Genomic DNA, 26,774 nt, shown 5'->3' on the forward strand with positions numbered 1-26,774 from the left:
CTGAGGTCAATATGCGAGACTTCCAAAATCCTCGGATTGGCATAGTGGGTTCCGGGGCTATGGGGCAAGGTATCGCTCAGATTGCCGCAGTTGCCGGCCTGAAAGTCAGATTGATGGATATGGACCCGGCTGCATCGTCACGGGCCATCCGCGATTCTGGAGGCTTCATTGGACAACGTATCGTCGCCTCTGTCGTCAACACCGCCTGCGAGATTGCCCAGCAAAGAATCGCCACACCGCACGATATCGACGCTGCGGTTCGCCTGGGCCTTGGCTACCCGTTAGGTCCCCTCGCCTTCGGCGACACCGTTGGCGCAAAGCGGATCTTTGCAGTGTTGAAGGGTCTGATGGATGTATATGGCGATCCGCGTTACCGCCCTGGCGTGTGGCTGGCGCGTCGCGCCGCCTTGGCCATTCTGTTGAATGTTCCCGACTGAGAGAACGGAAACAGCTCGCCGACCGATCGCCATGCAGTTCGGAGCGGTCTCGTGACCGCTCCTGTTGGAATCCCTTTGCTATGGGTTCGTCACGCTGTCAGCTCTTCCGCAGGACAGGCGCCGGTTGCTGCAGTCCACGCCCAAATTGCTCCAGACGGGCTGGAGCTGACTACACGCCATTACGACCAGCAAGGGCAAGGGCCACCCTTCAACAAGTCCGCCAGCCTCTATTACTGCCGGGCCCGAGTCTTACGGGTAACGATTGCGCTTTGCTCTACACACGCCCCCAAACTGGTTGGATCGTGGCGGATCTAGGTGCAAACGTTCGCTGCATATATAAATCATAAATTTCATTTTCGACAATCCCACCCTACTCGTTCTGACACAAAACCCCATTTCAGGGGCCCCCGATGTCTTGTCAACAGCCTAGAAGCGGACACCTAGGACGAAGATTCACGATTACCCTATCAGCGTCAATCCCGATCAAAATTCCATTCATGCATCACGCGATTCGCCTATAAAATGCACACAGAATGCGATGCCAGTGCGACTGTGCGCTCGAAATTCTTAGCATTCGGTCGACGTTAAAACTAGCGCGACATACACCGGAGACAAACGCAATGTCGACCTCACCGTTATCGAATGCCGAGATAAAGGCTGCCGAGTCTCAGAACAGCAGCGCGCGAATCTTGTTCGCGAGCTTTATCGGAACCGCCATTGAATTCTACGATTTCTACGTATACGCGACGGCGGCCGCTCTAGTCATTGGGCCAGTGTTTTTCCCGCACGGTTCAGCAACAGCTCAGGCGCTGTCCGCATTCGTGACGTTCGGGATCGCTTTTATCGCCCGCCCCATCGGATCATTTCTATTCGGTCACTTCGGCGACCGCATCGGTCGAAAGTCGACGTTGGTTGTTTCGCTTGTGGTGATGGGAATCTCGACCACATTGATCGGCCTTCTTCCTGGCTACAACTCGATCGGCAGCGTCGCGCCCATCCTGTTGTGCGTGCTTCGCTTTGGTCAAGGAATAGGCTTGGGCGGCGAATGGGGCGGAGCCTCATTGCTCGCCACTGAAAATGCCCCGACTGGTAAGCGAGGCTGGTATGGAATGTTCCCCGCACTTGGACCTTCGATCGGATTCCTCGCATCAAACGGACTTTTTTTCGCACTCTCCTTTACTCTTACCGATGTCCAGTTCAAGAGCTGGGGCTGGCGGGTGCCGTTCCTTGTAAGCGCAGTACTGGTTGTGCTGGGTCTATATGTGCGTCTCAAGATTGCGGAGACACCTGCTTTCCGGGCTGCGATCGAGAAGCGTGAGCGCGTGAAAGTCCCAGTGGCAGAATTGCTCTCGCGCCACTGGTTGCCCACCATTCTCGGCGCGCTTGCCATGGTCCCGTGCTACACGTTGTTCTATAACGCGACAACATTTTCCCTTTCTTACGGAGTGTCGGTTCTACATATTCCACGGCAGACTTTCCTTGGGCTTCTCTGTATCGCGGTGGCTTTCATGGCTCTGGCAACACCGCTTTCGGCGTGGGCCTCAGACCGTCTTGGAAGAAAGCCGGTGATGATTGCTGGCATCCTCGCTGCGATTGCTTCCGGGTTTCTGATGAACCCTTTGCTTGGAAGCGGTTCGACCGGTCTTATCCTGTTGTTCCTCGTAGTCCAGCTGTTCTTGATGGGAGCGACGTTCGCGCCAATGGGCGCCTTGCTACCTGAGTTGTTTCCAACCAACGTCCGCTATACCGGCGCTGGGGTGTCATATAACCTCGGGGGGATTCTGGGCGCATCCGTGGCTCCTTACATCGCCCAACTTCTGGCCGCGCAAGGCGGTCTCTCGTGGGTAGGCTTCTACGTATCGATTGCGTCGGCAGTCGGACTTGTCGGCATGCTTGCGATGAAGGAGACAAGGAACATTTCGCTTTCCTGATATAGCGACCAGCGGAGACGAAATTAGGATGCCAAGCGAAGATTCGACTGCGCTTGAGTAACTTCCGGTTAGGAGTCGATTAAATCAATCACTTAAATCATTGTAGTTTGGCATCCTATTTAATTGGATAGATCGACAGACCGCTTAATGATATGGTTTATGGAGACAGGGATGACAATCAGAGACTGTGAGCAAACTGGCCTGACAGCGAGAGAACTTGAGGGTATTTCGATGGTGTCATGCCTGGCGGCGGCGTCGATAATACTATCGAGCTGTGGCGGTCACGTTGACAACAATTCCAACAACAATTCAACGATCACGCCTACAACCAGCGCACAGGTGCCGTGTGAAACACTTACCAATGTCGCGATCCCCGCTGGTATTGTGCAAAGTGCGCAGTCGATAGCAACCGGGAGTTACACCCCGCCTGGCCAGAACAACCCAATCACAGGGCTTCCGGCTTTCTGCCGCGTGACAGCACTGATGCAACCGACGCCAGATTCGCATATCAACGTGGAAATCTGGCTACCACAGGCCGGCTGGAACAGCCGATTCCTAGCCACAGGTAACGGCGGTGGTGCCGGTTCTATTGCATACAGCACAGGAATCGCCATGGGGCTTCAGCGCGGCTTCGCGTCGGCAAATACTGACTTGGGGACGTCCCCTAATATCAACAATATGGTGGGACATCCGGAACGTTGGAATGATTTCGGATACCGCGCAAATCACGAAATGACGATCGCCGCGAAGGCAATTGTGAGTGCATACTACAAGACCGGTCCCAAAACATCTTATTTTTCAGGGTGCTCCACTGGCGGACAGCAGGCGCTTTCCATAGCTCAACGATACCCCAACGACTACAACGGCATTATCGCCGGTGCGCCCGCATTCAATCGTACGCACCTGAACGCGATGTTCTCCTGGAACCTCAAGGCTCTTAACGCGCCAGGCGCCAAAGTCAGTCAGGGGAAACTGGACATGGTGACAAGGAGCGTCGTTGCGGCGTGTGCTGGAAAAGATGGCGGCGCACCGACCGACGGCTTCCTCACGGATCCGCGACAGTGCAACTTTAACCCGGACACACTGCCGAAATGTTCAAACAGCGATGACGACACATGCCTCACGGCCGCACAACTGACGGCGCTAAAGGCGACCTATGCAGGGCCGACTAACCCCTCGACAGGCGAACGGATTTTTTCTGGTATGCCATTTGGCACAGAGAACCTGCCGTTATCGCTTGTGAATCAGGAGGATGCTACAACATGGCCTGCTCAACAGCTCTACGACCTCGTCTGGACCTTCGGTACAGGTTACGATTATCTGTCGTTTGATTTTGATCACAACATGGACACGGTCGACGCATTGCTTGCACCGCCATTGAACGCGAACAGCGCTGATCTGAATGAGTTCAAGTCAAACGGTGGAAAGCTGATCATGTACGGCGGTAGTGCGGACCCGGGAGTTCCCTTTCCGTCCGAGATTGAATACTACGAACGCGTTGTGCGGGATCAGGGCGGCGATCTGGCCGGCACGCAAGGGTTTTTCCGGTACTACGTAGCGCCAGGTATGGGACACTGCGCTTCAGTCGGCGGGGGACCGGGCGTAGGCGAGTTTGGGCAGTCTTACGCAACCTATCTTCCGCCTGACAAAACACATGACGTTCTATTACAGCTCGTCGATTGGGTTGAAAACAAGACGCCGCCTGGGCCGCTAGTCGCGAGTAAGTACAGTACGGGAGTAAATCCCCAGCCGGTGATGCAGCGCCCCCTTTGCGCCTATCCGCAACTGCCTGTCTACCAAGGCGGAGATGCAAACCAGGCGAGCAGCTTTGTGTGCAAGGACGCGCAGCGTGGGGGAGTGCAGACGCCTGCTCCCCGCTATCTGAACTAACTGTTAAAAATTGGACACTTCCTCCCGCGTGGCTGAATATTGCGCGCGGGACGGGATACTGCCAAAAGGGAACCTTCCTGCGGCGGGGGCTGACAGCGGATATTTGCATGGGCGAAGGGACCGAGCGGCAACGGGCCCTTCTCACTCGAACCTACCCTGGCACGCCCTGGTAACCTGATTCAACATCGTCGAGGAGTGAAGCCGCGACAATATTGGCGGGCGAAATCCGACATCGACTTCCACCCATCGCGTCTCTTCAGGCAGTTCACACTCCGCTTTCGACGGGCTTGTCCAAGGAAGCGACCTCCCCTTCATTCGCGAGCAGCGCGCGCTTGCGGACGTATCGCATGATACTCGTGGCGCCATAACGGGAGCCGCCCATTGCCGACTTCTTGAACGCGGTTTTCTCACCGTCGAACATCTTCGGTGTCGTCGCTAAAACACATGACCGGCACGATCGGGCCAAATGTTTCCTCCGTCATCAGCGTCATCGTGTAGTCGACGTTAGTCACGATAGTCGGATCGATCCATACCGCGCCGTCCACGCGCTCGCTCCTGCCGCCGAGCACGATCGATGCACCCTTTTTCACCGCATCATCCAATTGGCCGTCGATGATGGCCGCCTGGCGGCACAGTCAAGCCGAGTGCCGCGAGATCCTTTGCAATCTGAAGACCGATTCCTCGATTCGCCCCGGTTAAGAGAGCAACGGGTTTGTTCTGCATGGCAATCTCCTTTTCGTTACACACTCGCGCGCGTGCAAGCCTCGTTCTATCCGTCCCGCCGGGTCAGCGAACTTCAGCCGCCCATGCCTCGGCATCCGCACCGGCCGGGATGCGCATTGGGGATGACGGGTCCGTCGCGGCGCGCCACACGGCTTCGGCGACGTCCGCTGCCCGGGTGATGGGCGAAGACGCGTCCTGCAACCCCGCGACAACTCTGCCGGCGAGATCCGCGTATGACACGTGGTCGAAACCGTGTATGCGGGTTCGCGCGTTCTCGCCGAACCGGGTGTCGGGCGCGCGGCCTGGCAGTACCAGCCGGACCCGCACGCCGAACGGCTCGACTTCGAGCGCCGTGGACTCTGTAAATGCGTTAACCGCAGCCTTGCTCGCGCTATAAGCCGCGATTAGGGGCAGCGCCTTCAGCGTGACGCTCGACGTGACATTCACGACAACCCCAGCCTGACGCTGCCGGAACTGGCGCAGCACCGCTTGCGTCAATGCGATCGTGCCGAAGGTGTTGGTCTCGAAAATGTCGCGCACTGTCGCCATCGGGATCAGTTCTGCGGGAGAAGCCGCGCCAAAGCCCGCATTGTTGACGAGCACGTCGATCGGGCCAGCCGCCACGACAGCTTTGCGGATGCTTTCCGGATCTGTGACGTCGAGCGCCAGCACGCGCAAGCGATCTGAACGCGGCAGCACGTCAGCGCGTGGCGTGCGCATCGTGGCCACGACTTGCCAGTCACGGGTCAGAAAATAACGGGCGATTTCGAGGCCGAATCCGGAAGAGCAACCGGTGATCAGGACAGTTTTCATGAGAACTCCTGGGTGAGGTGGTTTGCGTATCCCCTTACGATAGACCGCTGGGACCGTACTCACTACAATCTAGAATCCGAATTTCATTTGCATGAGTCCGACGATGATCGATCCATTGGCCGAAGTAGTGACGCTGCTGCAGCCGGGCGCGCGTTTTTCCAAGCTGGTTCTGGGTGCGGGTTCATGGCGCGTGCGCCGCTCGGATAGCGGTCAGCCGCTCTACTACGTGATCCTCGAGGGCGCGTGCCGCATGCAGATCGACGGACGCGAGCCCATCGAGCTCGTCGCGGGAGATTTCGTGCTGATTCCCGCGGCCTATGACGTCGCGATGTCCAGCCTCGTGCCGCCACCATTGGGAGTTGAAACGCTCGCGCCGATCGCGCTGGGCAACAATGAATTCGGAATCGGCGAGCCGGACGGCTCGGTGGATTTGCGTATGATGGTCGGCCACTGCAGCTTCGGTTCACCCGACACATCGCTGCTGGTCTCTCTGCTACCGCAAATCGTGCACGTCCGCGGCGTAGAGCGGCTCGCCACCCTTGTGCAACTGGTACGCGAAGAGTCACGTGCGCAGCGGCCTGCGCGTGAGGTCGTGCTGTCACGATTGCTGGAAGTGCTGCTCATCGAGGCGCTGCGGTCCGCGGCGGAAACGACTGCGTCGCCGGGGCTGGTTCGCGGGTTATCCGATGCCCGCCTCGCGGCCGCGATCCGCGTGATGCACGAACACCCTACCCGCGCGTGGACGGTTGCTGAACTCGCGAAGGAAGCCGCCCTGTCGCGCTCCACCTTCTTTGAACGCTTCAACCGCAGGGTCGGGATGGCGCCCATGGAATATTTGCTCACCTGGCGCATGGCGCTCGCGAAGGACTTGCTACGCCGCAATGAAGGCCGTGTCGCCGAAGTGGCACAGCGCGTTGGCTACAGCTCCGCCAGCACCTTCAGCGTCGCCTTCACGCGGCACGTCGGGCGGCCGCCTGCACAATACGCGCGCGAGGAGCAGGTGGCCACCGACGACACTTGAGCCATCTGAATGTCTGAGCGAGGGGATAAACGAGTGACGCTTCCTGGCCGGGCCTCCGGCCCTGGGCCCACGGCGACCAGCCCTCGTCGACCCACAGGGGACGATCGGCGACACGCCGCATCCAGGTCGGCTTTTAAGCTATAACGGACGGTCGCCTGCGCCGTAGGAAGCACCGACGCTCCGTTTGATTTGTCGTGAGCGAAGCGTCTTGAAAACGCACCGACTCATATAGCCAGGCTGCCACTGCCTTACGCGTATTGATTATTCGACGGTGTACACCTCTTTCCATCGAGGTGCACCCACAGTGCCTGCGAGACGCACAGGTTCTCCCGTCTATCTCTCCGGGGCTACTGTTGCTCGAAATCTCAAAGCATCAACGAGAACAGTAAATGCCGGACTCGGATGGCGCCGGCTCGGATAGTAGAGGTGATAACCGGACATCGGCATCGACCAGTCGGCGAGGACACGCACGAGTTTCCCGGCCGCGACATAGTCGCTCACGACGTCTTCCGGCAAGTATGCAAGGCCGAGCCCGGCCAGGGCGCTGTCCAACTGAAGCGTGATTGTGTTGAACGACAACTCGCTTCCAGGCCGTACTTTCAGCTCGTTCCCTTTGTTAACGAATGGCCACGACCAGACGCCGCCAGAAGTCGGAAGGCGTAGGGAAATGCATCGATGCTCCGTCAGATCGTCCGGATTCGTGGGTGTGCCATACCGTTCAAGATACGTGGGTGCGCCGACCACGCACTGTTCAAAGTCTGGGCCAATGCGCACGGCGACCATGTCTTGCGCTACCTGCATGCCAAGACGAATCCCTGCATCAAACCGTTCTGCAACGATGTCAGCCAGGCTGTAATCGTTGATGACCTCCACGCTGATATCGGGGTAGTCAGGCAGCAGCCTCGCCAACGTCGGCACCAGAATTTTCTGCGAAGCGTGCTCGACGGATGTGATCCGCAGGCTCCCGGCTGGTTTGTCCCGCAGCGCGTTCAGATCGGCAAGGCCAGAGGCAATACCTTCGAAGTGAGGCGAGATCGATCTGAGCAGCCGTTCGCCTGCCTCGGTCGTGGAAACGCTGCGAGTCGTGCGCGTCAGAAGTCGGACGCCCAATCTCTCTTCGAGAGACGTAATCTTCGCGCTTAATGCAGGCTGCGAGATGCCCAGTTGCGCAGCCGCCCGCGTAAAGCTCTTATTTGCGGCGACTGACAGGAACGCGGCAAGGTCGTCCAGGCTCTCCTTCATATTCATAACCCCTTCCTATAACGGCAAGAGGATTGTGCCATCTAATCGTATGAGTTTCCCGGTGCTAGATTGGCAGTATGCACCCAGCGGACCGTCACACCCGCACACATCACGAGGCATAACCATGCTTGTTAGCGACGAAACTGCTGGATTGCTGGCCCAAACAACGCATCGTCACACTCTCCAAAGCGACAGCCGTCGCACATTCGTAAGGCGTTCAATTGCGCTGGGCGCCGTCGCTGCGGCCGAACTCACCCTTGGTATCGGCAAGTCGTATCCCCATGGCAAACCCAATACTCAACCCGTAAAAGGACAAGGTATGAAACAACGCTCATTAGGCGGATTGCAGGTCTCGGAAATCGGCGCTGGCTGCATGACTTTCGCTGGTAACTACAATGCCCCCGTTCCGAAAGACGAAGCTGTGAAGACGATCCGGACGGCTTTCGAGCATGGCGTCACATTCTTCGATACCGCCGAGGTCTATGGACCGTACCTGAGCGAGGAGTTCGTCGGTGAAGCGATTGCGCCGTTTCGTGACAAGGTGCAGATCGCCACGAAATTCGGCTTCGCTATTGACGGAACGATTGCGCTGAACAGCCGCCCAGAGCACATCCGCAAAGTTGTTGAGGAGTCTTTGAAACGCCTGCGAACCGATCGCATCGATCTTTATTACCAGCACCGCGTCGATCCAGCCGTCCCGATCGAGGATGTCGCCGGAGCGATGAAGGACCTGATCACCCAAGGAAAGGTGCTGCATTTCGGGCTTTCCGAAGCTAGTGTGAAAACAATCCGTCGCGCGCATGCCGTGCAACCAGTTACCGCGGTGCAGACGGAATACTCGCTGTGGACCCGCAATGTCGAACTCAATGGCGTACTGGCCACATGCAACGAACTGGGAATCGGCTTCGTGCCGTGGTCACCGGTGGGCCAGGGGTTCCTGACGGGCGCCTTCGACACCAACACGAAGTTCGACGAAAAGAACGACTTCCGTGCTGGGTTCCCTCGGTTTTCGAAGGAATTCCTGAAGCTGAACATGCCCATCGTCGAGTGGCTCAAAGAGTACGCAGCCGCTAAAGGGGCGACACCGGCGCAGGTGTCGCTGGCCTGGCTGCTCGCGAAAGGACCCAATATCGTTCCGATTCCGGGGACGCGCACAGAGTCACATCTACTCGAAAACCTCGGTGCCCAGCGCCTTCAATTTACGGTCACTGACATTCAGGAAATCGACACGAAGCTTTCGAAATACCCTGTCTTCGGCGACCGTATGGGCAAAGAACACATGAGCCAGATCGACTATACGGTTTGATTTCAAAACGCGGTGGTGGTCAACGTTCCGCCACCGTGTTCCCGAGCCACCAGAACCTAAAGTAAAGTTACGTGAAATACAGCAAGCTTTTTGAGCCAGTAGTGCTGGCGCCTGGCCTGACCGTACGCAATCGAGTAGCGATGGCCCCAATGACAACCTGGGCTAGCAACGACGATGGCACCGTCTCCGACGAGGAGGATGCCTATTACCGCCTTCGGGTAAAGGACATCGGTTTGGTCATCACCGGCTGCACGCATGTGCAGGAAAATGGGGTTGGCTTCAATGGGGAATTTGCCGCGTACGCGGATCGCTTCATTCCAAGTCTGAAAAAACTAGCGAAGGCCGCTAAAAGCGGCGGTGCCCATGCGATCCTGCAGATTTTTCACGCTGGCGTGAAGACGTTGCCGACGCTCGTCAGCGACGTAGTAGCAGCAAGCGACGTTGAAGGTGACGCAGGCCCGTTTGCTTCAGCCCTCGTACCGCGGGAGCTTCAGGAAGAGGAAATCCTGGAGGTTATTGAGGCGTTCGCTGCCGCCACGCGACGCGCTATCGCTGCCGGCTTCGATGGCATTGAGCTTCATGGCGCACACGGCTTTTTGATCCAGAACTTCTTCTCCCCCCATTCAAATCGACGCGTTGACCGATGGGGCGGTTCGCTAGAAAACCGTATGCGGTTCCCACTCGCAGTTGTGGCGGCTGTGAAGCGAACCATCGCAGATCATGCCGATCGTCCCTTCGCGCTTGGTTATCGGATATCAGTAGAAGAAACCGTAGACGGAGGACTGGCCATCAGTGATTCCCTCCAGTTGGTCACGTGCCTGATCGATACCGGAGCGACTTATATCCACGCTTCGCTCGGCTGTGCGCTGGATCAAATACCCGCCACCGGCAGTTACGACAGGCCAATCGTTCACATCCTGCAGGATCACATAAACGGCCGTGTCCCATTGATTGCGGCAGGCGGCATCAGGACACCGGAGCAGGCCGAAGCCGGGATAAAGATGGGGCTCGCGCTTGCTGCCGTAGGTCAGGGCCTCGTAATCAACCCAGACTGGATGGTGCAGGCGCGTGAGGGTCGTGATGAAACCATCCGCCTTTCAGTTTCCGCTAACGATGTTCCGCGCGTTGGGATCCCGCAAAAGCTATGGGCTGTCATCGATGCAACGCCAGGTTGGTTCAGCATATCCGAGAATTCGCCGGAACTATCCGAGGAAGCTTGACGGTGGTGAAACGCATGCCAAACAGCTTCGCTGCCGCCGCCTTACAGGTTGCCCTGCGGTCCATGCCTTTGAGATCAATGAAGCGCCATCAGCAATGCCAGCCTGTGTCCGCTTGAAGCGTCGCTACGGACGTTCAAGCGGACAGATGGTTCGAGAGCTGACCGTCGCATATTGGCCGATCCCGGAAGTTCATCCCCCGGTCCACGGTTGAGCGCCCCGACTCAGCTGCGAACTTCCGTAACCGACCCACAAGAGCCCCTCGGCCCGGCATTGTCTCAATGACCGTTTCCAAGATACAACGGCCGTTCGCTCATAGGGTAGGTTGGCTGGTACTCGGCCGTTATAGCTCATCCGCGCCGCGTCGTATCCCGCGCTCAGCGAATGACCGCTACGAGCGAGGCCGGAGTCGACCCTATAGATGGTCCGGCGTTCGCTGTTCGCTGTCGTGCTGTCACTTGAGCGTGACCGTTACCACGAAGCGGACACGCAGTTTGCCGAAACCGGCAAGCCGTGCATGGGTGCCGTTCGACGACGTTTTTTTAGCGAGACTTATAGTCAGCATGCGCCAGATCGTCTTCGCCTTGTGACCGGTCCTATCTTTTCAGTTTGTCGACAAGCCGGCCCGTGACTTCGATCTCGTCGCCAGTTGCTTTTTCAGAGCAGCCACAACATCGGTCTGCGGTTGCTGGTCGCCTACCGTGGCCACCGGATGAATGCCGTTCTTGTCAACCACGTAGGCGCGCGCGCTCACATAGCCGCCGCTGCCCACTGATCGCATCTTGACGATCAAGGATGTTGGCGCACTTGGCCCCAGGTTGGCCAGAAACGCGTCTTCAACTGTCCCATCGCGCTCGTGCAGGAGGCCGAACCTGTAAAAGGTCGTGTCATCGCCGGGTTGGACATTTCCTGATGAGTAGATACGCACGGTATAACTGCCGAGTGAGCAGGCTTCCAGATCGCCAGTGGCTACCACGGCGGTTTGTTTCTCGGGCAAAGCGACCTTTTTCAGGAATTTGCAGTCGCCGGAGGCGAAGGCCGGGGCGGCGGAGAGCGAGGCACAGAACAGAGCAACGCTGGCGGAACGTTTCATGGACGGAGTCGACCTTTGCTACCACCTGATAAGGGGGTGCCTCTTTTGGCAGATGGCGACCTGACAGAGTACCCTCAATGTCTCGTTGTATTGGTCAGAGCGGAACCCATGACGCACGACGAGCCCTCACGACACGATACAGTAGCGGCGATATGGATGAATACAGTTGCAACTGCACAACCACAACACTCCTGCTGACGGTCGATTCATGGTGCGTGAGCGGTGCTCAGCTGGATCAAAGGTAAAACTGACGCACAGAGCGTCGGGCTGCAGCAGTTGATCGCACGACGCGCGCGCAACTACCTGCGTTCCGCTGCCAACAAGAATTCGCGCGTCATCCGGGCGCTGCTATCGAGAGGGCGGGAACGAATCCGGCCCAGGCGATATCGTATTGACGACGGCGCCGCGCCCGAAGGGTTTTAAGCTTTTCGTCTGAATTTGCCATACTGGGTCATTTGTTGATGACTGGCGGGAACCAGCGGCTTCGGCCGCTAACTCGCCATAGGGCCAAGGTCCGATGTTCCCCTCTCAGGGTTGCTACTAGACTTGGATCTAGAAAGTTCAATCAGCTGGGGTCTGTAATGTGCCGTCGTTTTTTTCATGGTGCGCTTACCTGCGCCGTGCTCATGAGCCCAGCGTTGCGGGCGCAAGCCCCCCCCGCATGCGGACGCTGACAATCACTGGCAATTCGCCCTGACCCCTTACCTCTGGCTAGCCAATGCGAGCGGGTCGTTGCGATTCTCGTTGCCGGATGGCGGGGAGGCCGATGCGTCGACCGGTCCGTACAACTACCTGCAGCACCTGCGATTCGCCGCGATGCTGCAAGGCGAAGCGCGCAAGGGCGACTGGAGTATTTTCGTCGACGCGATCTACCTGAATTTTGGACGCCACTCTACTACTGTACAGACGAGGGGTAGCGGAAATCTGGAACGCGAATCAGAAGGTAGCGGCGAAACGAGTTTCAAGGGCACACTGATCCAGTTGGGCGGCGGCCGCACGATTGCGGTACTTCCGCGAGCGACCTTCGATGCGATTGCGGGCGTGCGTTATCTTGGTGTGAGCAGCTCGCTCGACGCTTCGGTCAATGCAAGTCTCGGGGGATCTGGAGCGGGTTTCAATCCCACATTCCATATGTCGCAACGGCAGGATATCTATGACGGCTTTGTCGGCGTGCGCGCTCGCGTGTCGCTGACTGGCGACGGCCGCTGGTACCTGCCGTTCTACCTCGACGTGGGCACCGGCACCTCGGACGTCACCTGGCAAGCGATAGCGGGCGTTGGTTACGCAATGAAGTGGGGCGACATAACTCTGTCATATCGCTATCTCGCGCTCTACGGCTCGGGTGACCAGCTCGTGCAGACGCTGCGACTGAATGGCCCGGCGCTGAGTGCGACGTTCCGGTTCTAGCGCAAAGCACAGTTTCGAGTCCTTCGCTTTAACGCCTTAAACACAGCCGTCCGGGTTCGTCATCGTCGGACTTTAATCGTCTGCATACGGCTGGCCAGCCTGCACGAGTTCTTCGGGGTCCGTCAAGATCCGACGGACGTAGGACCAAAGTCCAATGGCGAGAACGCAGTATTGCATCTAGAGTGCGAAAGTAATTGCTTTCTCTGAGACAACTCGTGCATGGGACGACTCGCGGCGCAAAAGCAGCCCGGCGGCCTTGTGCATCGGTTAACTCCGGTTGATGCCGACCGAGCTGGCGGTCGAGAGCGGCAGGCGCGAAACGCAAGGCCGAACTAAATTGGCAGCCAGCACCTAGTACGGTTTGCCTTGCGAAAGACTAACCCTTGGAAAAGGCAGAGGAAGCAATGACAAGGGCATATGTTCGGATGCTCACCGTGCGGCCGCTGAGGGAGCCCTTTGTCCACTTCCTGATATTGGGCGCCGTGCTGTTCGGCGTCTTCGCGCTGCTGCAGTCAAAGCGCGCGGCGTCGGATGATTCGCGCCAAGTAATTCTTATGCGGGGCGACATCGATCACCTGCGGCTGGGTTTTACAGCGCAATGGCGCCGGTCCCCGAGCGCGGCTGAGATGCAGGCGCTGCTCAACGACCGCATCAATGAAGAGGTCCTTTACCGTGAAGGCCTCGCGCTCGGATTGGACCGGGACGATACAGTCATACGGCGCCGCCTTGCGCAGAAAACCCAGTTCCTGTTGCAAGATGTCGCCGCACTGCGCGAACCGACCGCCGAGGACCTGGCGAGATATCGAAGCCAGAATGCTCATCGCTATTCGCAAGGTCCCCGCTGGACCTTCGAGCACGTCTACTTCAGCACAGCAGGCCGTCATGAGCGCGCCGAACTGGACGCCAGGGAGGCCTTGTCGCGGCTGCGCGATGCTCCAGGCGACATCCGAGCGAAAAACCTCGGCGATCCCTCGCTACTCGACCTGCGCCAGACCGCACGGAGCCAGAAGCAGTTGCGCGATCTTTTCGGTCCGGAGTTCGCGAGCGCTGTCACCACCGCGTCGGCGCTATCGGTAGGGACTTGGGCCGGTCCGTTTCGATCGAGCTACGGTTGGCATCTGGTGCGACTGGAAGCTTGCAGCGAGCCGCCGGGCGAAGACGCCGCCGACCTCGACCGCCGCTTGCGAACCGACTGGGCCGAAGAACAGCAGCGTGAGCTCAATGCGCAAGCCATGGCCCGGTTGCGCGCCCGCTACAGTGTCGTCGTGAACGACACACCGAAGCCATGAAGCCGGACGGCCTGCTGTCGTCGTGGGCAATCCGATTGTTACTCGCGGCGGCTGTGTGTGCGCACGCGATGCCGATTTTGGCGCACGAAGTGCGTCCGGCCTATCTCGAGATCACGGAGTCGACACCTTCACGCTTTGCGGTACTCCTCAAGCTCCCACAGGTGGGCGAGCAGGTGCTCGGGCTTGCTCCGGTCTGGCCGGATCGCTGCATCGATGCTTCGACGCCCAGCCGTGAGCTACTGGGCCATTTCGCGATCGACCGCCGGCTAGTGGATTGTCGAGGCGGCCTTGCGGGTCAACGTATCGAAATTGATGGTCTGGCTACTACGATGACCGACGTGCTGGTGCGCATCCAGTTTCTCGACGGCCGGGTGCAGACCGAATTGCTTAAACCGACCCGGCCGGCTCTGGTCGTGGCTGACCGCACGTCAGCCTGGGACGTGGCGGCCAGCTATTTCGCGCTTGGCGTCGAGCACATTCTGACAGGTGTCGATCACCTGCTGTTCGTGTTGGGACTGGTGCTCATCGTCAAGGGCGGCGTGAGGCTGGTGAAGACGGTAACTGCATTTACGGTCGCCCATTCGATCACACTCGCGCTCGCCACGCTCGGCATCGTGCACGTGCCCCAGGCACCGGTGGAGGCCGTCATCGCGCTGTCGATCGTATTCGTAGCCAACGAAATCGCGCAGCGCCACCGGCGGGGTGCAGCCGTCGCCTCAAGCCCCGGTTTCACCGCCCGGCGGCCCTGGCTGGTGGCGTTCGTCTTCGGTTTGCTGCATGGTCTAGGCTTTGCTGGCGCACTGGCCGAGGTTGGGCTACCGCAGGTTGACATCCCACTTGCGCTGCTGACCTTCAACGTTGGTGTGGAGGCTGGGCAGTTGAGCTTTATCGCAGCCGTGCTCGCCGTAATGGCGCTTACCCGCCGGATGCGCTGGACAGCGCTGCATTGGTTGGCCCCGCTGCCGTCCTATGCCATCGGCACGCTGGCCATGTTCTGGGTCATCCAGCGGGTGGCAATGTTCTGACGCATGCATGCATGACGAGCAACACGATAGCTGGAGAGCACCATGAGCATGCGTAAGCTTGGCGCAACTGCCGCGATGGTCGCCTTCGCCACTCTGCCGCTCGGGTGGAGCGCGGCAGCCGCTGACCCGTCGGCTACTGACGTCGGCACCCTCGATCATGAAGCCGCAGAGAAAGCCTTTCCCAATGCCCCGTACTCGCCCTACGCGGGCCGCAGCTTTCCGACGCGTCCATTCTTCGGCGATACCCATTTGCATACATCGTATTCGATGGACGCCGGCGCTTTCGGCGCTCGTCTCGGGCCGAAAGAGGCCTACCGCTTTGCGAAGGGCGAAGAGGTCACCGCTTCCAGCGGGCAGCGCGCGAAGCTATCGCGTCCGCTCGACTTCCTCGTCGTAACCGATCACTCCGACAACATGGGCTTCTTCCCCGACTTGCTCGCCGGCAAGCCGGAAATGCTGGCCGATCCGACCGGACGCCGGTGGTACGACATGGTGCAGGAGGGAAAGGGCGGCGACGCTGCAATGGAGATCATCGTCGCTTTCTCGCAGGGAAAGTTTCCGCCAGCGCTGCTGTACAGCCCTGGCAGCACACCCTACCGCTCGGCTTGGCGCGAGACGATCAAGGCGGCGGAAGAGGCGAATGACCCGGGCCGCTTCACCGCATTCATTGGCTACGAATGGACCTCCAACACGGGCGGCAACAACCTGCACCGCAACGTGATATTTCGCGATGATGGCCGGCGCGCCAGCATGGTTGAACCTTTCACTGTCCTTCCTCCGCTCGGTAGCGACAACCCGCGCGATCTGTGGAAATGGATGGCGGCCTACGAGCAGAAGACCGGCGGTAATGTGCTGGCCATTGCTCACAACGGCAACCTGAGTAATGGACGCATGTTCCCCGTCATCGAGTCGTTCGGCGGCAAGCCGATCGATCGCGCTTACGCGGAGACGCGGGCGCGCTGGGAGCGGCTTTATGAAGCGACTCAGATCAAGGGCGATGGTGAAACCCATCCTTTCCTGTCTCCCAACGACGAGTTTGCCAATTTCGAACGCTGGGACAAGGGCAACCTCGATTCCAGCGAACTCAAGAAGCCGGAGATGCTGCAGTACGAATACGCACGTTCGGCCTTAAAGACCGGCCTGAAGCTCGAACAAAAGCTGGGTGTGAATCCGTACAAGTTCGGCATGGTCGGCTCGACCGATGCCCATACCGGACTTACGGCCGTGGAGGAAGACAACTTCTTCGGCAAGACCTCGAGCTCCGAACCAGGCAAGGACCGCGCGATGCACCCTTTCATGAAGACCGACAAGGCTGTCATCATGGGCTGGGAGCAGAGTTCGTCGGGCTATGCGGCGGTGTGGGCCAACGAGAACACCCGCGAATCGATCTTCGACGCCATGCAGCGCAAGGAGGTTTACGCGACCACGGGTCCTCGCATGGTGGTGCGCTTTTTCGGAGGCTTCGATTTCGATGCCCTGGACGCGAGGACCCGCATGCCGGCCGCGATCGGCTACCACAAGGGCGTGCCGATGGGCGGCGACCTGCGCGACGCGCCGAAGGGCAAGGCGCCGACCTTCATGGTAGCGGCGCTGAAGGATCCGATTGGCGCCAATCTCGACCGCATCCAGATTGTGAAGGGTTGGCTGGACCGGCAGGGCGAATTGCAGGAGAAGGTCTACGACGTCGTGTGGTCGGACAAGCGAACCCCTGGTGCCGACGGCAAGCTGCCGGCCGTGGGCAACACCGTCGACGTGCCCAACGCCACCTACAGCAACTCCATCGGCGATCCAGAACTCATCACGGTTTGGCGTGATCCGGATTTCGACGCCGGCTTGCGAGCCTTCTACTATGCCCGCGTGATCGAAATCCCGACACCGCGCTGGACCGCCTATGACGCGAAGTACTTCAAGGTCAGGATGCCGCCCGAAGTACCAATGACTATCCAGGAGCGCGCCTACACATCGCCGATCTGGTACACGCCGCGGTCCTGAAGAGCTGGCTCGCTTACTTTCAGGAGCGGCTCGCCCTCGGCGTGATAGCGGCGGAAGCAAACCCGAAGCAAACCCGAAGCCGACGCACATAAGATCCGAGCGCCGGGGAACCGATAGAAGTGAATGCTGTATGAAGCGATCCGGAGGACACGTGATTCGATTGCCGACGCCACCATGGCTGGTACTTGCGTTGTTGCTCCTGCTCGGCGGCTGCGCTAGCCGTCCGATCAACCCGCCGATTACCCACGCCGATCCGAATACCGGCTACCGATTCGTCACGCGCCCGCAGTATTCGACGGCCGACGAAAACCTGGTGGTGCTTGCCTTTTCGGGCGGCGGCACACGCGCTGCCGCGTTCTCGTACGGCGTCCTCGAGTTTCTACGGAATACCCAGGTCGTCGGACCTAAAGGCAAGTCACGCCTGCTTGATCATGTCGGCGTAATCACTGGCGTGTCGGGCGGCAGCTTTACCGCGCTCGCCTACGGGCTCTACGGTGACAAGCTCTTCGACGACTACGAACAGCGCTTTCTCAAACGCGACGTGCAGGGGGCGATCACTTCACGCACTTTAAACCCGACCTACTGGCCGTCACTGTGGTCAAGCGGCTGGGGTCGTTCGGAACTGGCGGCCGATCTATACGACGAGATCCTGTTCAACGGCGCGACGTTTGGCGATCTTGATCGCGGGAAAGGCCCGTTCATCATCGCATCGGCCACTGACATTTCCACCGGGGCCCGTCTGCCATTTACCCAGGCCACCTTCGACGTGCTCTGCTCGGATCTGAGTGCGATACGCCTTTCCCGTGCCGCGGCCGCATCGTCGGCAGTACCGGTGGTGCTCTCGCCCATTACGCTGAACAATTACGGCGGCACGTGCGGCTACGCGCCACCCGCCTGGATCAAGCCGTTTGTCGACTCCGTCGACCCGCCGCGGCCAGCGGCACGCGCGACCCGCCATTTGAAGGAGGAGGCGGAGTTCGGGGATGGCGTCAACCGGCCATACATCCACGTCGTGGACGGCGGCGTTTCGGACAACGTCGGCATGCGGAGCGTGCTGGATTCGCTGGAGATCATGGAAGCGCTGCAGTCAGTCGGTCAGTCCACGCCACTCGATCATATCCGCAGGATCATCGTTTTTGTCGTCAACTCGGTATCTACGCCCAAGACCGTATGGGACACGTCTGAATCCCCGCCGGGCACGCTGCAGATACTGGTGAAAGCGGCGGGCGTTCCGATCGACCACTATTCCTACGAGGCGACTGAACTGTTGAGGGACAAGCAGGCACAGTGGCAATCCATGCGCCGGATCCGCGAGGCGCCTGTCTATGCCACCAACAAGGATATGGCCATAGCAAAGGCATTGCGTACCCCGGACACGACGATCTATGCCATCGACGTGTCGTTCGCCCAGTTGACGGACCAGACAGAACTGGATTACCTGAATGAGCAGCCCACGTCGTTCTCCCTGTCGGCCGAGGCCGTCGACCGCCTGCGCGCCGCTGCGGGAAAGATCATCATGGCGTCGCCCGAATTCCAGCGGCTGCTGCAGGACGTTGGGGGCAAAATCGTGAGTGACCCGACGCGCACCGGGGCGGCAGCAACGGTACCCGCCGCGAAGTAGCGCTCGCTGGAACGCCCCGTGCGCTTGTTGTAGCCGCTCCCCTCGACCGGGCTGCGGCTTCTGGGTCCTCGCCGGTCGGACCGGAATGCATTTGTTAGAAGGAGTCAGTTCATGCGATTAACCATTGAAGCGTGGCGCTGTGCAGCCAGGGGCTTATGCATCGCGGCGACGGTACTGACCGCCGCGCCTGCCGCCTACTCCGCCCCCGCGCAGAAAGAACCAGCGGCGCGTGCCGCGGTAGCCGAGCCCGAGACCGCTGCGCAAACCCAGGCACGTGCGATTCTGATGAAAATGGCGGAGTTCCTTGGCGGGACGCCTAGCTTTCGCGTCGGTGTGCGCAGCGGGTACGATGCCGTGCAGCCGTCCGGGCAGAAGATCGAATTCGGCGAATACCGCACCGTTACGTTGAGCCGGCCCGATCGCATGCGCGTGGAAAGCGAGCGCAGCGATGGCGCAAAAACGCTCGTTGTGCTCACCGGGAAAGAGATCGTTCTCGTCGACCTCGCGAGCAAAGTCTATGCAACGACGCCGCAACCAGGCACGCTGGACGAGAGCATCGTGTATTTCGTCAGGGATCTCGGCATGCGCCTGCCGCTCGCGGCGCTGCTGTTGAACCGGCTGCCCGAAGAATTGCAAGCCCGGGTACGATCGGTGGACTATGTGGAGAAGACGAGTATCTACGGCACTGCGTCCTATCATCTGGCCGCGCGTACCGACACGGTGGATTTTCAGGTGTGGATATCAGATGGCGACAAGCCTCTGCTGCAGCGAATCGTACTGACTTACAAAAAGGCGGTGGGCCAGCCTCAGTTCTGGGCGGAATTTGTCGGCTGGGATCTCGCGCCCGGGCTGAACGATGCGACGTTCTCGGCTCAGATTCCCGATGGCCTGCAAAAGGTCGCGTTCGCAGCGCAGCTTCCGCGTGCGTCGCCAACGGCTCGCCAGTCGTCTGCGAAGAAGGGAGTCAAGTGATGAAAACAGGATCATGGGATGGTGCCGTCACGGCACTGGTCGCCGCAGTACTCGCGGTGGGCTCGATGAATCAAGCAGACGCACGAGGCGAAAGAGGCGGCAGTGCTCGTGGTGGTGGCGGCGATGGAGGCTTTTCCCGCGGCGGGGCGGCATCGGCTGGAGCTTTGTCCTCCGGCGGCACAACCGCAGCGCAAGGCGCTTCGCGATCTGGCGGCAACCAGCGGGCGACAGCCCAACAGGGGCAGGCCTCGCGCCAGGCTACAGCGACTTCAACTTCAAGTGCGAATCAGAGTGCGCGCCAGAGTTCGGCGAGTTCGATGCAGGCAACCTCCAGCCAGAATCAGGCGAACCGACAGCAGAGCACGAGCGGGAACCAGGCCCAGCGCCAGGCTACGTCGAGCCAGAACCAGAGCGCGCGACAGACCGCGGCGGCACAAACTAGCAGCCAAAACCAGAGCGCGCGACAGTCCACCGCCAAGGAGATGCAGAACACGCGTGCTACGAACGTGACCAATGTGCAGAACAACTACAATGGTAATTGCAACAACTGCTCCGACTCCGACTGGGACAGCGGCTCCGCGGCGGCCGGATTTGTGGCTGGGGCAATGGTGGTCGGTGCAGCCGCTGCCGCAACCACACCGCCACCCGCGCCCACTACCACCGTCGTCGTCGCTTCGCCTGCGCCCACACCCGCACCTGTCGCGCCGCCGTGCAACGTAGCCCCCGTCGCCGTTAAGGAGGCGACGTACTATAAGTGTGGCACGACCTGGTACGCGGCGGGATATGGGAGCAGCGGCGTGGTGTACACGCCAGTTCCGCCGCCGCCCGGATACTGATCGCGGTCGCCTCGCGGCACGGCCGGCGCTGACCGCAGGCCGGGACGAGGCCGACGCTCGAATGTCAGCATGAAAGCACGGACCAACGTGCCCTCCTGGGCGGGGATGCTGCCCTCGGCGGTCGGCCTTACCGGACCTCTCCGGTTATCGGCCCCGGACCACCTCAACGGGAGTGAAGCGAGTGTCAACGGTCATTACCGCCGCCGTTGTGGACACTTGATCGGCGAATCCGCTAACAGGAAAGGCATACAGGGCATCGCTAGAACTGCTAATCTGGCAAGGTTTCCTCTGCCAAACCCGTGAGTGCATCGCGCACGCCCGAGGCTGCGATTTGTGCGATAGATGTGTCGTTCGCGCAGTCGGCGGAGAAGGACGTGAAGCCAATCTGAATATCTAAATAAATCCACACAATCTTTTTCTGCAGCACACGGTGGTTGCCCGGTTGTCCCCGTCCCGGGACGGATCATCATGCGTCCCCTCGTACCAGCGCCTGTTCGGTATCAGAGGAAAGCTCGAGGTGGATCTATCACCCACAAGCCGGGAAGTCGTCCGCCGTGGCGGGAAATAGCGGCGACACGAATTTCCACGCTCAGTCAGCGATTGAACCAACGGTATTGGAGCGCGACCGCGACGGTCTGGAAATTTCTGCCGATGCGAGTCGTTAGCCCACGCGATCATGCGAGTTTGGTTGACCATTGCGCAGCAAGAGGAACCGACAAGGTGATCCCATCGCGAGTACTGCTTTGCAGATCCTGGTTCTGGACTGCATTGATGCTGGTCCGGCCGCCCGTGAGATACGTAACGTCTGCGGCAATCCACAGTCCGGGCCGCCACGTGTAGCCTCCATGCCATTGGAGCACGGCCAGCGGAGACTGGCTTCGTCGCTTGCCACCAAAAAAGTCCGTATTGTCGGTGAACACCCACACCCCAGCGGCGCCTTCTACAAACCAGTTGCCGACTGGCTGGGACAATCCGAGCTCAGGTTTGAACGCCCATCGGTTCGAACCCACGTTGATGATACGGGCGGACTGATATTGGCCGGTCGGCGCCACCACGCTCAGGCTGGCACCCAGTATGGTGTTCGGGCTACGTTGGGCAAATTCCTCTGGCGTGAGCGCGGGACCACCCAACAGATTCACGGCAATCCGGAACCGTACATCGCCTAGCCCCGAACGCCAAGCCTAGCCAGGCACGCCTGCTACATTCCCCGTCAGGTTTGCATTGGCATACGGCAGCAACACCGCAATGCTGGCGAGATGTCCCGCGACGCCAAAGCTGTGAGAATAGCCTAGTGAATACGTATTGATTCGGGCTTGAAGATCGGTGATCGGCAGCGAAGGGTCCACCGATACGTCGCCGGTCGATCGAGCATAGCCCGCCACCGCGAAGTTCGTTCCAACCGGGACGGCCGAATAGCTGCGCGGCTCCATTTCCTGCGCGGACGCAACTATGGACCACACAAGCGCTATGCCCGCCCACCAAGACTGAAAGCGCCAAATGTTTCTTTTCTTTTTGTCAAACCTCAATCCGCAGGGTGTCCGGCATGGACTGCGCAATGTGAGCCAATCGACGCTCCCGGCATTGTCATGAGTTCCTCGCACCCGCTTGCAAAATGCGCGCGACGTACGGCGCGACCATTTTTGGCTCGATGCGCGAGCCAGATGCGCGCGTTTTGACGTCGGGGGCGGAATCCTGGCCGACCCCACACCCCGGCGGGGCAGCAACAGCGGTACCGGCAGCTTAATAGCGCCCACGCGAAGTTCCCGTGACGCTATCATTGTCATGTCAGTTGTACCTTGGCGGTGAACGGTCGGATAGTATCGAACGCCACTCGCTATAGTCCTCAAGCACCGTTTTCCACTTCGCTCCGATAGATAAGCCCACCCTTGTTCCAGGCCATGTTCTGCTTCTTCCTGGCCACCGTCTGCTCGCGCTCTTCCGATACACGAACGTGCTCAACCGTCACCTGAACCTGCCCAGGTTTCTGCCTTATCAAGCGGAGCTGTTTTCCGCCATAGACCAATCAGAATGCCAAAGCTACCCTGACAGCGGTGGTCGAAGAGTAGCAATATCATTTAATTACATCCCTTATTATTCGCAGTCTTGACGCACGTCTTGCCGCTTGGGCTCTTGTATACGCCCTTGCCATTTTTGGTCTTGGCTTCTCCGCCCTTGCTCGACTGGGTGGTGGTTACGCCGCCCGAATCCTTCTCAGACTTCCAGGCGGTGCCCGTATTGCTGTTATAGCCGCCGGCTTTCTGCCCGTTGTCGCAGACTGTGCGCCCGGTGGCGCTTGTTCTGCACTCGGCGAATGCACTAGAAGAAAGTACTACACATGCCAGTATCACCAAGATTTTCATAGTCGTCTCCGGACATGGTCGGCACAAGACCGTTGTTTTGGTGTGTGCGTGATTGAATGGTAGTGCATCGCTAGCGTTGTCCGGGCAACTGAAAGGGAGGGACGACGGTAGCGCCGCGACTGCGAGCACCATCGGCTCGCACTGTTCGCAATAGCAATCCTCACAACGCGTGCTCCGCCGACAAGGGTCAGTCGCGGTGGTGAAAAGTCGGCGCAAACGGTTCGCTCCTTACCACAACGGCGACCTCACCCGTCAATGCGATCACGATGACCGATGCTGGTCTGGTGGAAGATGTGTCTCTCCCGGGAGCGAAGGTCTCGCTGACTCAAAATTTGAGTCAGCGATCGCCGCGTGCGTTTTGCGAGGCCTCGGTCGGCTGGTCAGCTGGTCAGCTGGTCAGCTTTAAGAGTAACGGCTGTTTGCGGGTGTGCAGGCGACGCTCGAGCGTCGAGGGCGACGATAGATCCGAATGTCCCTTGGTGGCCGGTTAGTAGCTCTGGCATCAGCGTTGGCCGTTGAGAAAATCGAACCAGCCGTGCGCCTAAGCGCAGCCGTGATCAGGAATGCCCGAACCGGCCAGCGTCTGGTCGAAGAATGTCATGCAGGGTCGGGAATCTCATCCAGACGTACGTACGGTAGCCTGCATCGCTCATTCGAACAGTCACCTCCGGTTTCTCAGGTCTTGGTGGCAACTCTTCGCGACTTTCGTTTAGTGCAGCGGGGAGACAGCGCGCAACGAGGTCCCACACACCGCTCGCCCATCTCGGATAACTGCGCACAACAGCGCGTCCCCTACCTCACCGAGAACCGCATCTTTCAGGATGACCCAGTAATCCGCGAGCGCCCCCACTCACCCGTGCGATGTCCACCGTCGCGATGATGCCCTTTCCGCTTTCCAGTCCATCGGGCAACAACTCAATGGCGACTCGAAGCATCCGCTTCTCCTTTTGATGACCCTTTCATTCGGTACAGCAGTCCTGCCACGGCATACCTGATTGAGGAGTCTGAATGCCGGGCGGGCACGGTTTCTCCGCTTGCGCTTTCGCCCATGCAACCCGAGCATTATGAGTGCCCGACTTCTGCACGCCGAAACGCGGTCTCATCGACATGTTCTGATGCGATGGCCTTGGCGGCGGCATGGTGACGCCCCGCCAGCGCGCGATAAAGCAAAATTAAGAACGGTTAATGCGCGCATCAGGACTTTCAGGGTCGCGTTCTGTAGTCTCTCGGCTTGAGACACTACAGCCGCCGTGCCACCCCGAACCGTCAAAGAATCGACATGAACCTGCCCCGCCGGTCCGCTCGTGTGCGACGTGCCACTTCCGCCACCTTGACCACCTCGACCACATTGGGCACTCACCCGTGACGCGCTTTTCGCCGACCGATGCCGCGCTGCTGTTCCTACGCGTGAGCGCCAGCGTCCTCGTGTTGCTGGTGCATGGCTTGCCGAAAGCCTTGCACTACTCGCAGGAGTTAAACGCGATCGACGATCCGCTTCACATGGGTAAGACGCTGACCTTCTGGTTCGCGCTTTTCGCCGAAGTGGCGTGCCCGCTTCTGATGATCGCCGGCATCGCGACGCGCCTCGCCGCATTGCCGCTTCTGGCTATCACGTTGATTGCACTCGGCTTCGTGCATCGCGAATGGACGCTCTTCGAAGCCCAGTTCGCATGGATGCTTCTGATCATGTTCGGAACCGTCGCCATCGGCGGGGCGGGACGTTATCGGGTCACCATGCGTCCGCGCGCACCCGCGCGCGGACAAGCCTGACGCGCGTCGCATCATTTCCCAGCCCCTACCACGCCATGCCCCAGACGACACTCATGCGCGACTCACCCGCTCCAGCACTCGACCATCTGCCGGGTGAGGACACCTGGCTCGCGTCGATCGCGGGATACGTCGATACGCTCGGCTTTATCGCTCTATTCGGCCTTTTCACGGCGCACGTTACGGGCAACTTCATTCTCATTGGCTCGGGGCTGGCGGGTGCCGGTCAGGGCCTGCTGATCAAATGGCTGGCGTTTCCCGCGTTTGTCTGCGGAATCATCGCGGCGCGCGTGCTGTACAACCTGCTGTCGCCGCGCAGTCACGGCACACGCGCGTTTGCGCTGTATGTGATGCAGGCCGTGCTGCTCGCCGGGTTCATGGCGGCCGGCGTCGTCGCAGCGCCCATCACCAGTCCGGATACGCCGATTTCAATTGCTTGCGGCCTGCTCGGCGCTGCCGCGATGGGCGTGCAGAACGCCCACGGACGCCTGACTGCGCGCTCGGTTGTCGCGAACACGGTGATGACGGGCAACGTGACTCAAGCCGTAATTGACGCCTTCGACTTGCTCACTTCCCGGAGCGACACCAGGAGCCGTCAGACTGCGCGCACTCGGCTCTTGCGAACCCTGCCGCCCGTAGCGGGGTTCGCGATCGGCGCCAGCGCAGGTGCTGCGGGCTTTCTGATCGCCTCTTTCTGGGCGCTGCTGTTGCCGCTCGTGGCGCTGTGCGTGCTCGCTTCGTGCGCGTGGCACGCGCGCGGCCGCTGACTCGCTTCTTCGGAGCCGCATGCGCGCAACGAACAGGCTCGCGCCAGTGCAATTCGTCGTGCGCTCGATATTTTGATTGGCGCGCGTGGCACCGGCCAAAGTCCCGATCACTGCCCCGGATAGTGTCCCGCCGCGATGTCCTCGAGTAACGTCGGATGAACTGGCTCCCAACCGAGCAGCGAGCGCGTGTGGGCGCTCGATGCGGGGATGTCGGCGCCGAAGAACATGCTGAGCCACTCGAATCGCGACTGCGCCTGATCGGCGGGAATCGACTCGACCGGCACGTCCAGGAATCGGCCGAGCGCGCCGGCGATCTCGCGGGTGGTAACGCCTTCTTCGGCGACCGCGTGCAGCGCGGGGCCGGCCGGCGCCTTGTCGATCGCGAGGCGCACCAGCTTGCCGGCGTCGAGCCGATTCACTGCGGGCCAGCGATTCTGCCCATCGCCGATATAAGCCGACGCGCCGCGTTGGCGCGCGATTCTCGCGAGTACCGCAACGAATCCGTGATCCCCACCGGCGCCATGCACCGTGGGTGCAAAGCGCACCACCATCGAACGGATGCCGCGCTCCCGCAGCCCGAGCACATACGCTGCATTGGCGAGACGCGGGTGGCCGTCCGGGCGCGGCGTGTCGCTTTCGATACCGACGCGCCCCGTCGCGAGGCCGAGGGTGCCGGACGCGATCAGCAGCGGTCCGCCCGTGCCGCTGAGCACATCCGCGAATGTTTCGATGGCCGCGCGATCGGTCTGGGCCGCCGCAGCCATTTGCGAAAAGTCGTGGTTGTAGCCGAGATGCACGATGCCTTCGGCCATCGTGGCCGCGGCGCGCAGGCCGTCGAGATCGTCGAGGCCGCCGCGCACCACTTGCGCGCCGAGCGCGGCGATCTTCGCGGCAGCCTCATCGCTACGAGCGAGGCCGAGCACATGATGACCGGCGTCGATGAGTTCCGTGACGCTCGCGGATCCAATCCAACCCGACGCACCAGTGACGAGAATTCGCATGGCATGCTCCGTTGATGTCATTAAGTGACATCAGTATAGCGCTATGATGTCACACAGTGTCAAC

General features: G+C 60.0%; 21 protein-coding genes and 1 pseudogene. 14 read left to right on the plus strand and 8 right to left on the minus strand.

What is annotated here, in order from left to right; genetic code table 11:
- The 3 genes from P0D68_RS15100 to P0D68_RS15110 form a co-directional block, all read left to right on the plus strand.
- Positions 1 to 437: 3-hydroxyacyl-CoA dehydrogenase family protein (locus P0D68_RS15100; protein WP_408297888.1), on the plus strand; the 437-nt coding region annotated here is incomplete at its 5' end.
- Positions 438 to 1,057: 620 nt separating this feature from the next.
- Positions 1,058 to 2,368: an MFS transporter gene (locus tag P0D68_RS15105; RefSeq protein ID WP_091808516.1), complete on the plus strand. Its 1,311-nt coding sequence runs from the start codon at positions 1,058 to 1,060 to the stop codon at positions 2,366 to 2,368.
- Positions 2,369 to 2,539: 171 nt separating this feature from the next.
- The gene (locus P0D68_RS15110) at positions 2,540 to 4,258 is read left to right on the plus strand and encodes a tannase/feruloyl esterase family alpha/beta hydrolase (protein WP_408297884.1); all 1,719 of its coding nucleotides are present in this window, start codon (positions 2,540 to 2,542) and stop codon (positions 4,256 to 4,258) included.
- Between the two features lie 407 nt (positions 4,259 to 4,665).
- On the opposite strand, the gene P0D68_RS15115 is transcribed toward P0D68_RS15110, so the two are convergent.
- Positions 4,666 to 4,848: an aldehyde dehydrogenase family protein gene (locus P0D68_RS15115; protein ID WP_408297880.1), complete on the minus strand. Its 183-nt coding sequence runs from the start codon at positions 4,846 to 4,848 to the stop codon at positions 4,666 to 4,668.
- 196 nt (positions 4,849 to 5,044) lie between these two features.
- Positions 5,045 to 5,794 carry an SDR family oxidoreductase gene (locus tag P0D68_RS15120; RefSeq protein WP_408297878.1) on the minus strand — a complete coding sequence of 250 codons (750 nt, stop codon included), beginning with the start codon at positions 5,792 to 5,794 and terminating at the stop codon, positions 5,045 to 5,047.
- Between the two features lie 103 nt (positions 5,795 to 5,897).
- On the opposite strand from P0D68_RS15120, the gene P0D68_RS15125 reads away from it, so the two are divergent.
- Positions 5,898 to 6,815 (plus strand): AraC family transcriptional regulator, encoded by a 918-nt coding sequence (locus P0D68_RS15125; protein WP_091808509.1) that lies wholly within the window; start codon positions 5,898 to 5,900, stop codon positions 6,813 to 6,815.
- Between the two features lie 333 nt (positions 6,816 to 7,148).
- Here the strand turns inward: P0D68_RS15125 and P0D68_RS15130 are convergent, their stop codons facing one another.
- Positions 7,149 to 8,063 (minus strand): LysR family transcriptional regulator, encoded by a 915-nt coding sequence (locus P0D68_RS15130; RefSeq protein WP_408297876.1) that lies wholly within the window; start codon positions 8,061 to 8,063, stop codon positions 7,149 to 7,151.
- Between the two features lie 313 nt (positions 8,064 to 8,376).
- Between P0D68_RS15130 and P0D68_RS15135 the strand changes: the two genes are divergently transcribed.
- Together P0D68_RS15135 and P0D68_RS15140 are read left to right on the plus strand one after the other, a co-directional pair.
- Positions 8,377 to 9,363: an aldo/keto reductase gene (locus tag P0D68_RS15135; RefSeq protein WP_408297912.1), complete on the plus strand. Its 987-nt coding sequence runs from the start codon at positions 8,377 to 8,379 to the stop codon at positions 9,361 to 9,363.
- A gap of 71 nt (positions 9,364 to 9,434) precedes the next feature.
- Positions 9,435 to 10,583 (plus strand): NADH-dependent flavin oxidoreductase, encoded by a 1,149-nt coding sequence (locus P0D68_RS15140; protein ID WP_408297874.1) that lies wholly within the window; start codon positions 9,435 to 9,437, stop codon positions 10,581 to 10,583.
- Between the two features lie 601 nt (positions 10,584 to 11,184).
- On the opposite strand, the gene P0D68_RS15145 is transcribed toward P0D68_RS15140, so the two are convergent.
- Positions 11,185 to 11,673, minus strand: coding sequence for a PliI family lysozyme inhibitor of I-type lysozyme (locus P0D68_RS15145; RefSeq protein ID WP_408297872.1), 489 nt, complete (start codon positions 11,671 to 11,673; stop codon positions 11,185 to 11,187).
- Positions 11,674 to 12,405: 732 nt separating this feature from the next.
- Here P0D68_RS15145 and P0D68_RS15150 point away from each other — a divergent pair.
- The 6 genes from P0D68_RS15150 (at position 12,406) to P0D68_RS15175 (ending at position 19,979) form a co-directional block, all read left to right on the plus strand.
- A complete protein-coding gene (locus P0D68_RS15150; RefSeq protein ID WP_408468614.1) occupies positions 12,406 to 13,080 on the plus strand; it encodes a hypothetical protein in 675 nt (224 codons plus the stop codon).
- A gap of 383 nt (positions 13,081 to 13,463) precedes the next feature.
- Positions 13,464 to 14,369: a peptidylprolyl isomerase gene (locus P0D68_RS15155; protein ID WP_408297868.1), complete on the plus strand. Its 906-nt coding sequence runs from the start codon at positions 13,464 to 13,466 to the stop codon at positions 14,367 to 14,369.
- Positions 14,366 to 15,394: a HupE/UreJ family protein gene (locus tag P0D68_RS15160; protein WP_408468616.1), complete on the plus strand. Its 1,029-nt coding sequence runs from the start codon at positions 14,366 to 14,368 to the stop codon at positions 15,392 to 15,394. Before P0D68_RS15155 ends, P0D68_RS15160 begins: the two co-directional genes overlap by 4 nt.
- A 42-nt stretch (positions 15,395 to 15,436) precedes the next feature.
- Positions 15,437 to 17,386, plus strand: a complete 1,950-nt coding sequence (locus P0D68_RS15165) for a DUF3604 domain-containing protein (RefSeq protein ID WP_408297864.1) — start codon at positions 15,437 to 15,439, stop codon at positions 17,384 to 17,386.
- A gap of 151 nt (positions 17,387 to 17,537) precedes the next feature.
- A complete protein-coding gene (locus P0D68_RS15170; RefSeq protein WP_408297862.1) occupies positions 17,538 to 19,007 on the plus strand; it encodes a patatin-like phospholipase family protein in 1,470 nt (489 codons plus the stop codon).
- A 111-nt stretch (positions 19,008 to 19,118) separates the two neighbouring features.
- Positions 19,119 to 19,979: a DUF2092 domain-containing protein gene (locus P0D68_RS15175; RefSeq protein WP_408183845.1), complete on the plus strand. Its 861-nt coding sequence runs from the start codon at positions 19,119 to 19,121 to the stop codon at positions 19,977 to 19,979.
- Positions 19,980 to 21,489: 1,510 nt separating this feature from the next.
- Here P0D68_RS15175 and P0D68_RS15180 read toward each other — a convergent pair.
- The 3 genes and pseudogenes from P0D68_RS15180 to P0D68_RS15190 all read right to left on the minus strand — a co-directional run.
- Positions 21,490 to 21,978, minus strand: a pseudogene (locus tag P0D68_RS15180) (transporter); the annotation flags it as partial.
- An 18-nt stretch (positions 21,979 to 21,996) separates the two neighbouring features.
- Positions 21,997 to 22,245 carry a hypothetical protein gene (locus tag P0D68_RS15185; RefSeq protein ID WP_408468618.1) on the minus strand — a complete coding sequence of 83 codons (249 nt, stop codon included), beginning with the start codon at positions 22,243 to 22,245 and terminating at the stop codon, positions 21,997 to 21,999.
- A gap of 645 nt (positions 22,246 to 22,890) precedes the next feature.
- Entirely contained in the window at positions 22,891 to 23,175 is a 285-nt protein-coding gene (locus P0D68_RS15190; protein WP_408297858.1) for a hypothetical protein, read from the minus strand.
- 1,362 nt (positions 23,176 to 24,537) lie between these two features.
- Here P0D68_RS15190 and P0D68_RS15195 point away from each other — a divergent pair.
- Both P0D68_RS15195 and P0D68_RS15200 read left to right on the plus strand, forming a co-directional pair.
- Positions 24,538 to 24,945 carry a DoxX family protein gene (locus P0D68_RS15195; RefSeq protein ID WP_408297856.1) on the plus strand — a complete coding sequence of 136 codons (408 nt, stop codon included), beginning with the start codon at positions 24,538 to 24,540 and terminating at the stop codon, positions 24,943 to 24,945.
- Between the two features lie 53 nt (positions 24,946 to 24,998).
- Positions 24,999 to 25,709 carry a YoaK family protein gene (locus P0D68_RS15200; protein WP_408297854.1) on the plus strand — a complete coding sequence of 237 codons (711 nt, stop codon included), beginning with the start codon at positions 24,999 to 25,001 and terminating at the stop codon, positions 25,707 to 25,709.
- A gap of 107 nt (positions 25,710 to 25,816) precedes the next feature.
- Here P0D68_RS15200 and P0D68_RS15205 read toward each other — a convergent pair whose 3' ends face one another.
- Positions 25,817 to 26,710: an SDR family oxidoreductase gene (locus P0D68_RS15205; RefSeq protein ID WP_408297852.1), complete on the minus strand. Its 894-nt coding sequence runs from the start codon at positions 26,708 to 26,710 to the stop codon at positions 25,817 to 25,819.
- Positions 26,711 to 26,774: the final 64 nt, after the last annotated feature.

Origin of the sequence: Paraburkholderia sp. RL17-380-BIE-A (genome assembly GCF_046028085.1) — a bacterium.
Classification (GTDB): domain Bacteria; phylum Pseudomonadota; class Gammaproteobacteria; order Burkholderiales; family Burkholderiaceae; genus Paraburkholderia.

Bases quoted from the DNA above. Each gene is read 5' to 3' on its own strand.
- P0D68_RS15125 (WP_091808509.1), top strand. From the start codon at position 5,898: ATGATCGATCCATTGGCCGAAGTAGTGACGCTGCTGCAGCCGGGCGCG.
- P0D68_RS15110 (WP_408297884.1), top strand. From the start codon at position 2,540: ATGACAATCAGAGACTGTGAGCAAACTGGCCTGACAGCGAGAGAACTT.
- P0D68_RS15135 (WP_408297912.1), top strand. From the start codon at position 8,377: ATGAAACAACGCTCATTAGGCGGATTGCAGGTCTCGGAAATCGGCGCT.
- P0D68_RS15190 (WP_408297858.1), bottom strand. From the start codon at position 23,175: ATGAAAATCTTGGTGATACTGGCATGTGTAGTACTTTCTTCTAGTGCA.
- P0D68_RS15185 (WP_408468618.1), bottom strand. From the start codon at position 22,245: ATGGAGCCGCGCAGCTATTCGGCCGTCCCGGTTGGAACGAACTTCGCG.
- P0D68_RS15175 (WP_408183845.1), top strand. From the start codon at position 19,119: ATGCGATTAACCATTGAAGCGTGGCGCTGTGCAGCCAGGGGCTTATGC.
- P0D68_RS15105 (WP_091808516.1), top strand. From the start codon at position 1,058: ATGTCGACCTCACCGTTATCGAATGCCGAGATAAAGGCTGCCGAGTCT.
- P0D68_RS15120 (WP_408297878.1), bottom strand. From the start codon at position 5,794: ATGAAAACTGTCCTGATCACCGGTTGCTCTTCCGGATTCGGCCTCGAA.
- P0D68_RS15145 (WP_408297872.1), bottom strand. From the start codon at position 11,673: ATGAAACGTTCCGCCAGCGTTGCTCTGTTCTGTGCCTCGCTCTCCGCC.
- P0D68_RS15130 (WP_408297876.1), bottom strand. From the start codon at position 8,063: ATGAATATGAAGGAGAGCCTGGACGACCTTGCCGCGTTCCTGTCAGTC.
- P0D68_RS15200 (WP_408297854.1), top strand. From the start codon at position 24,999: ATGCGCGACTCACCCGCTCCAGCACTCGACCATCTGCCGGGTGAGGAC.
- P0D68_RS15165 (WP_408297864.1), top strand. From the start codon at position 15,437: ATGAGCATGCGTAAGCTTGGCGCAACTGCCGCGATGGTCGCCTTCGCC.
- P0D68_RS15205 (WP_408297852.1), bottom strand. From the start codon at position 26,710: ATGCGAATTCTCGTCACTGGTGCGTCGGGTTGGATTGGATCCGCGAGC.
- P0D68_RS15160 (WP_408468616.1), top strand. From the start codon at position 14,366: ATGAAGCCGGACGGCCTGCTGTCGTCGTGGGCAATCCGATTGTTACTC.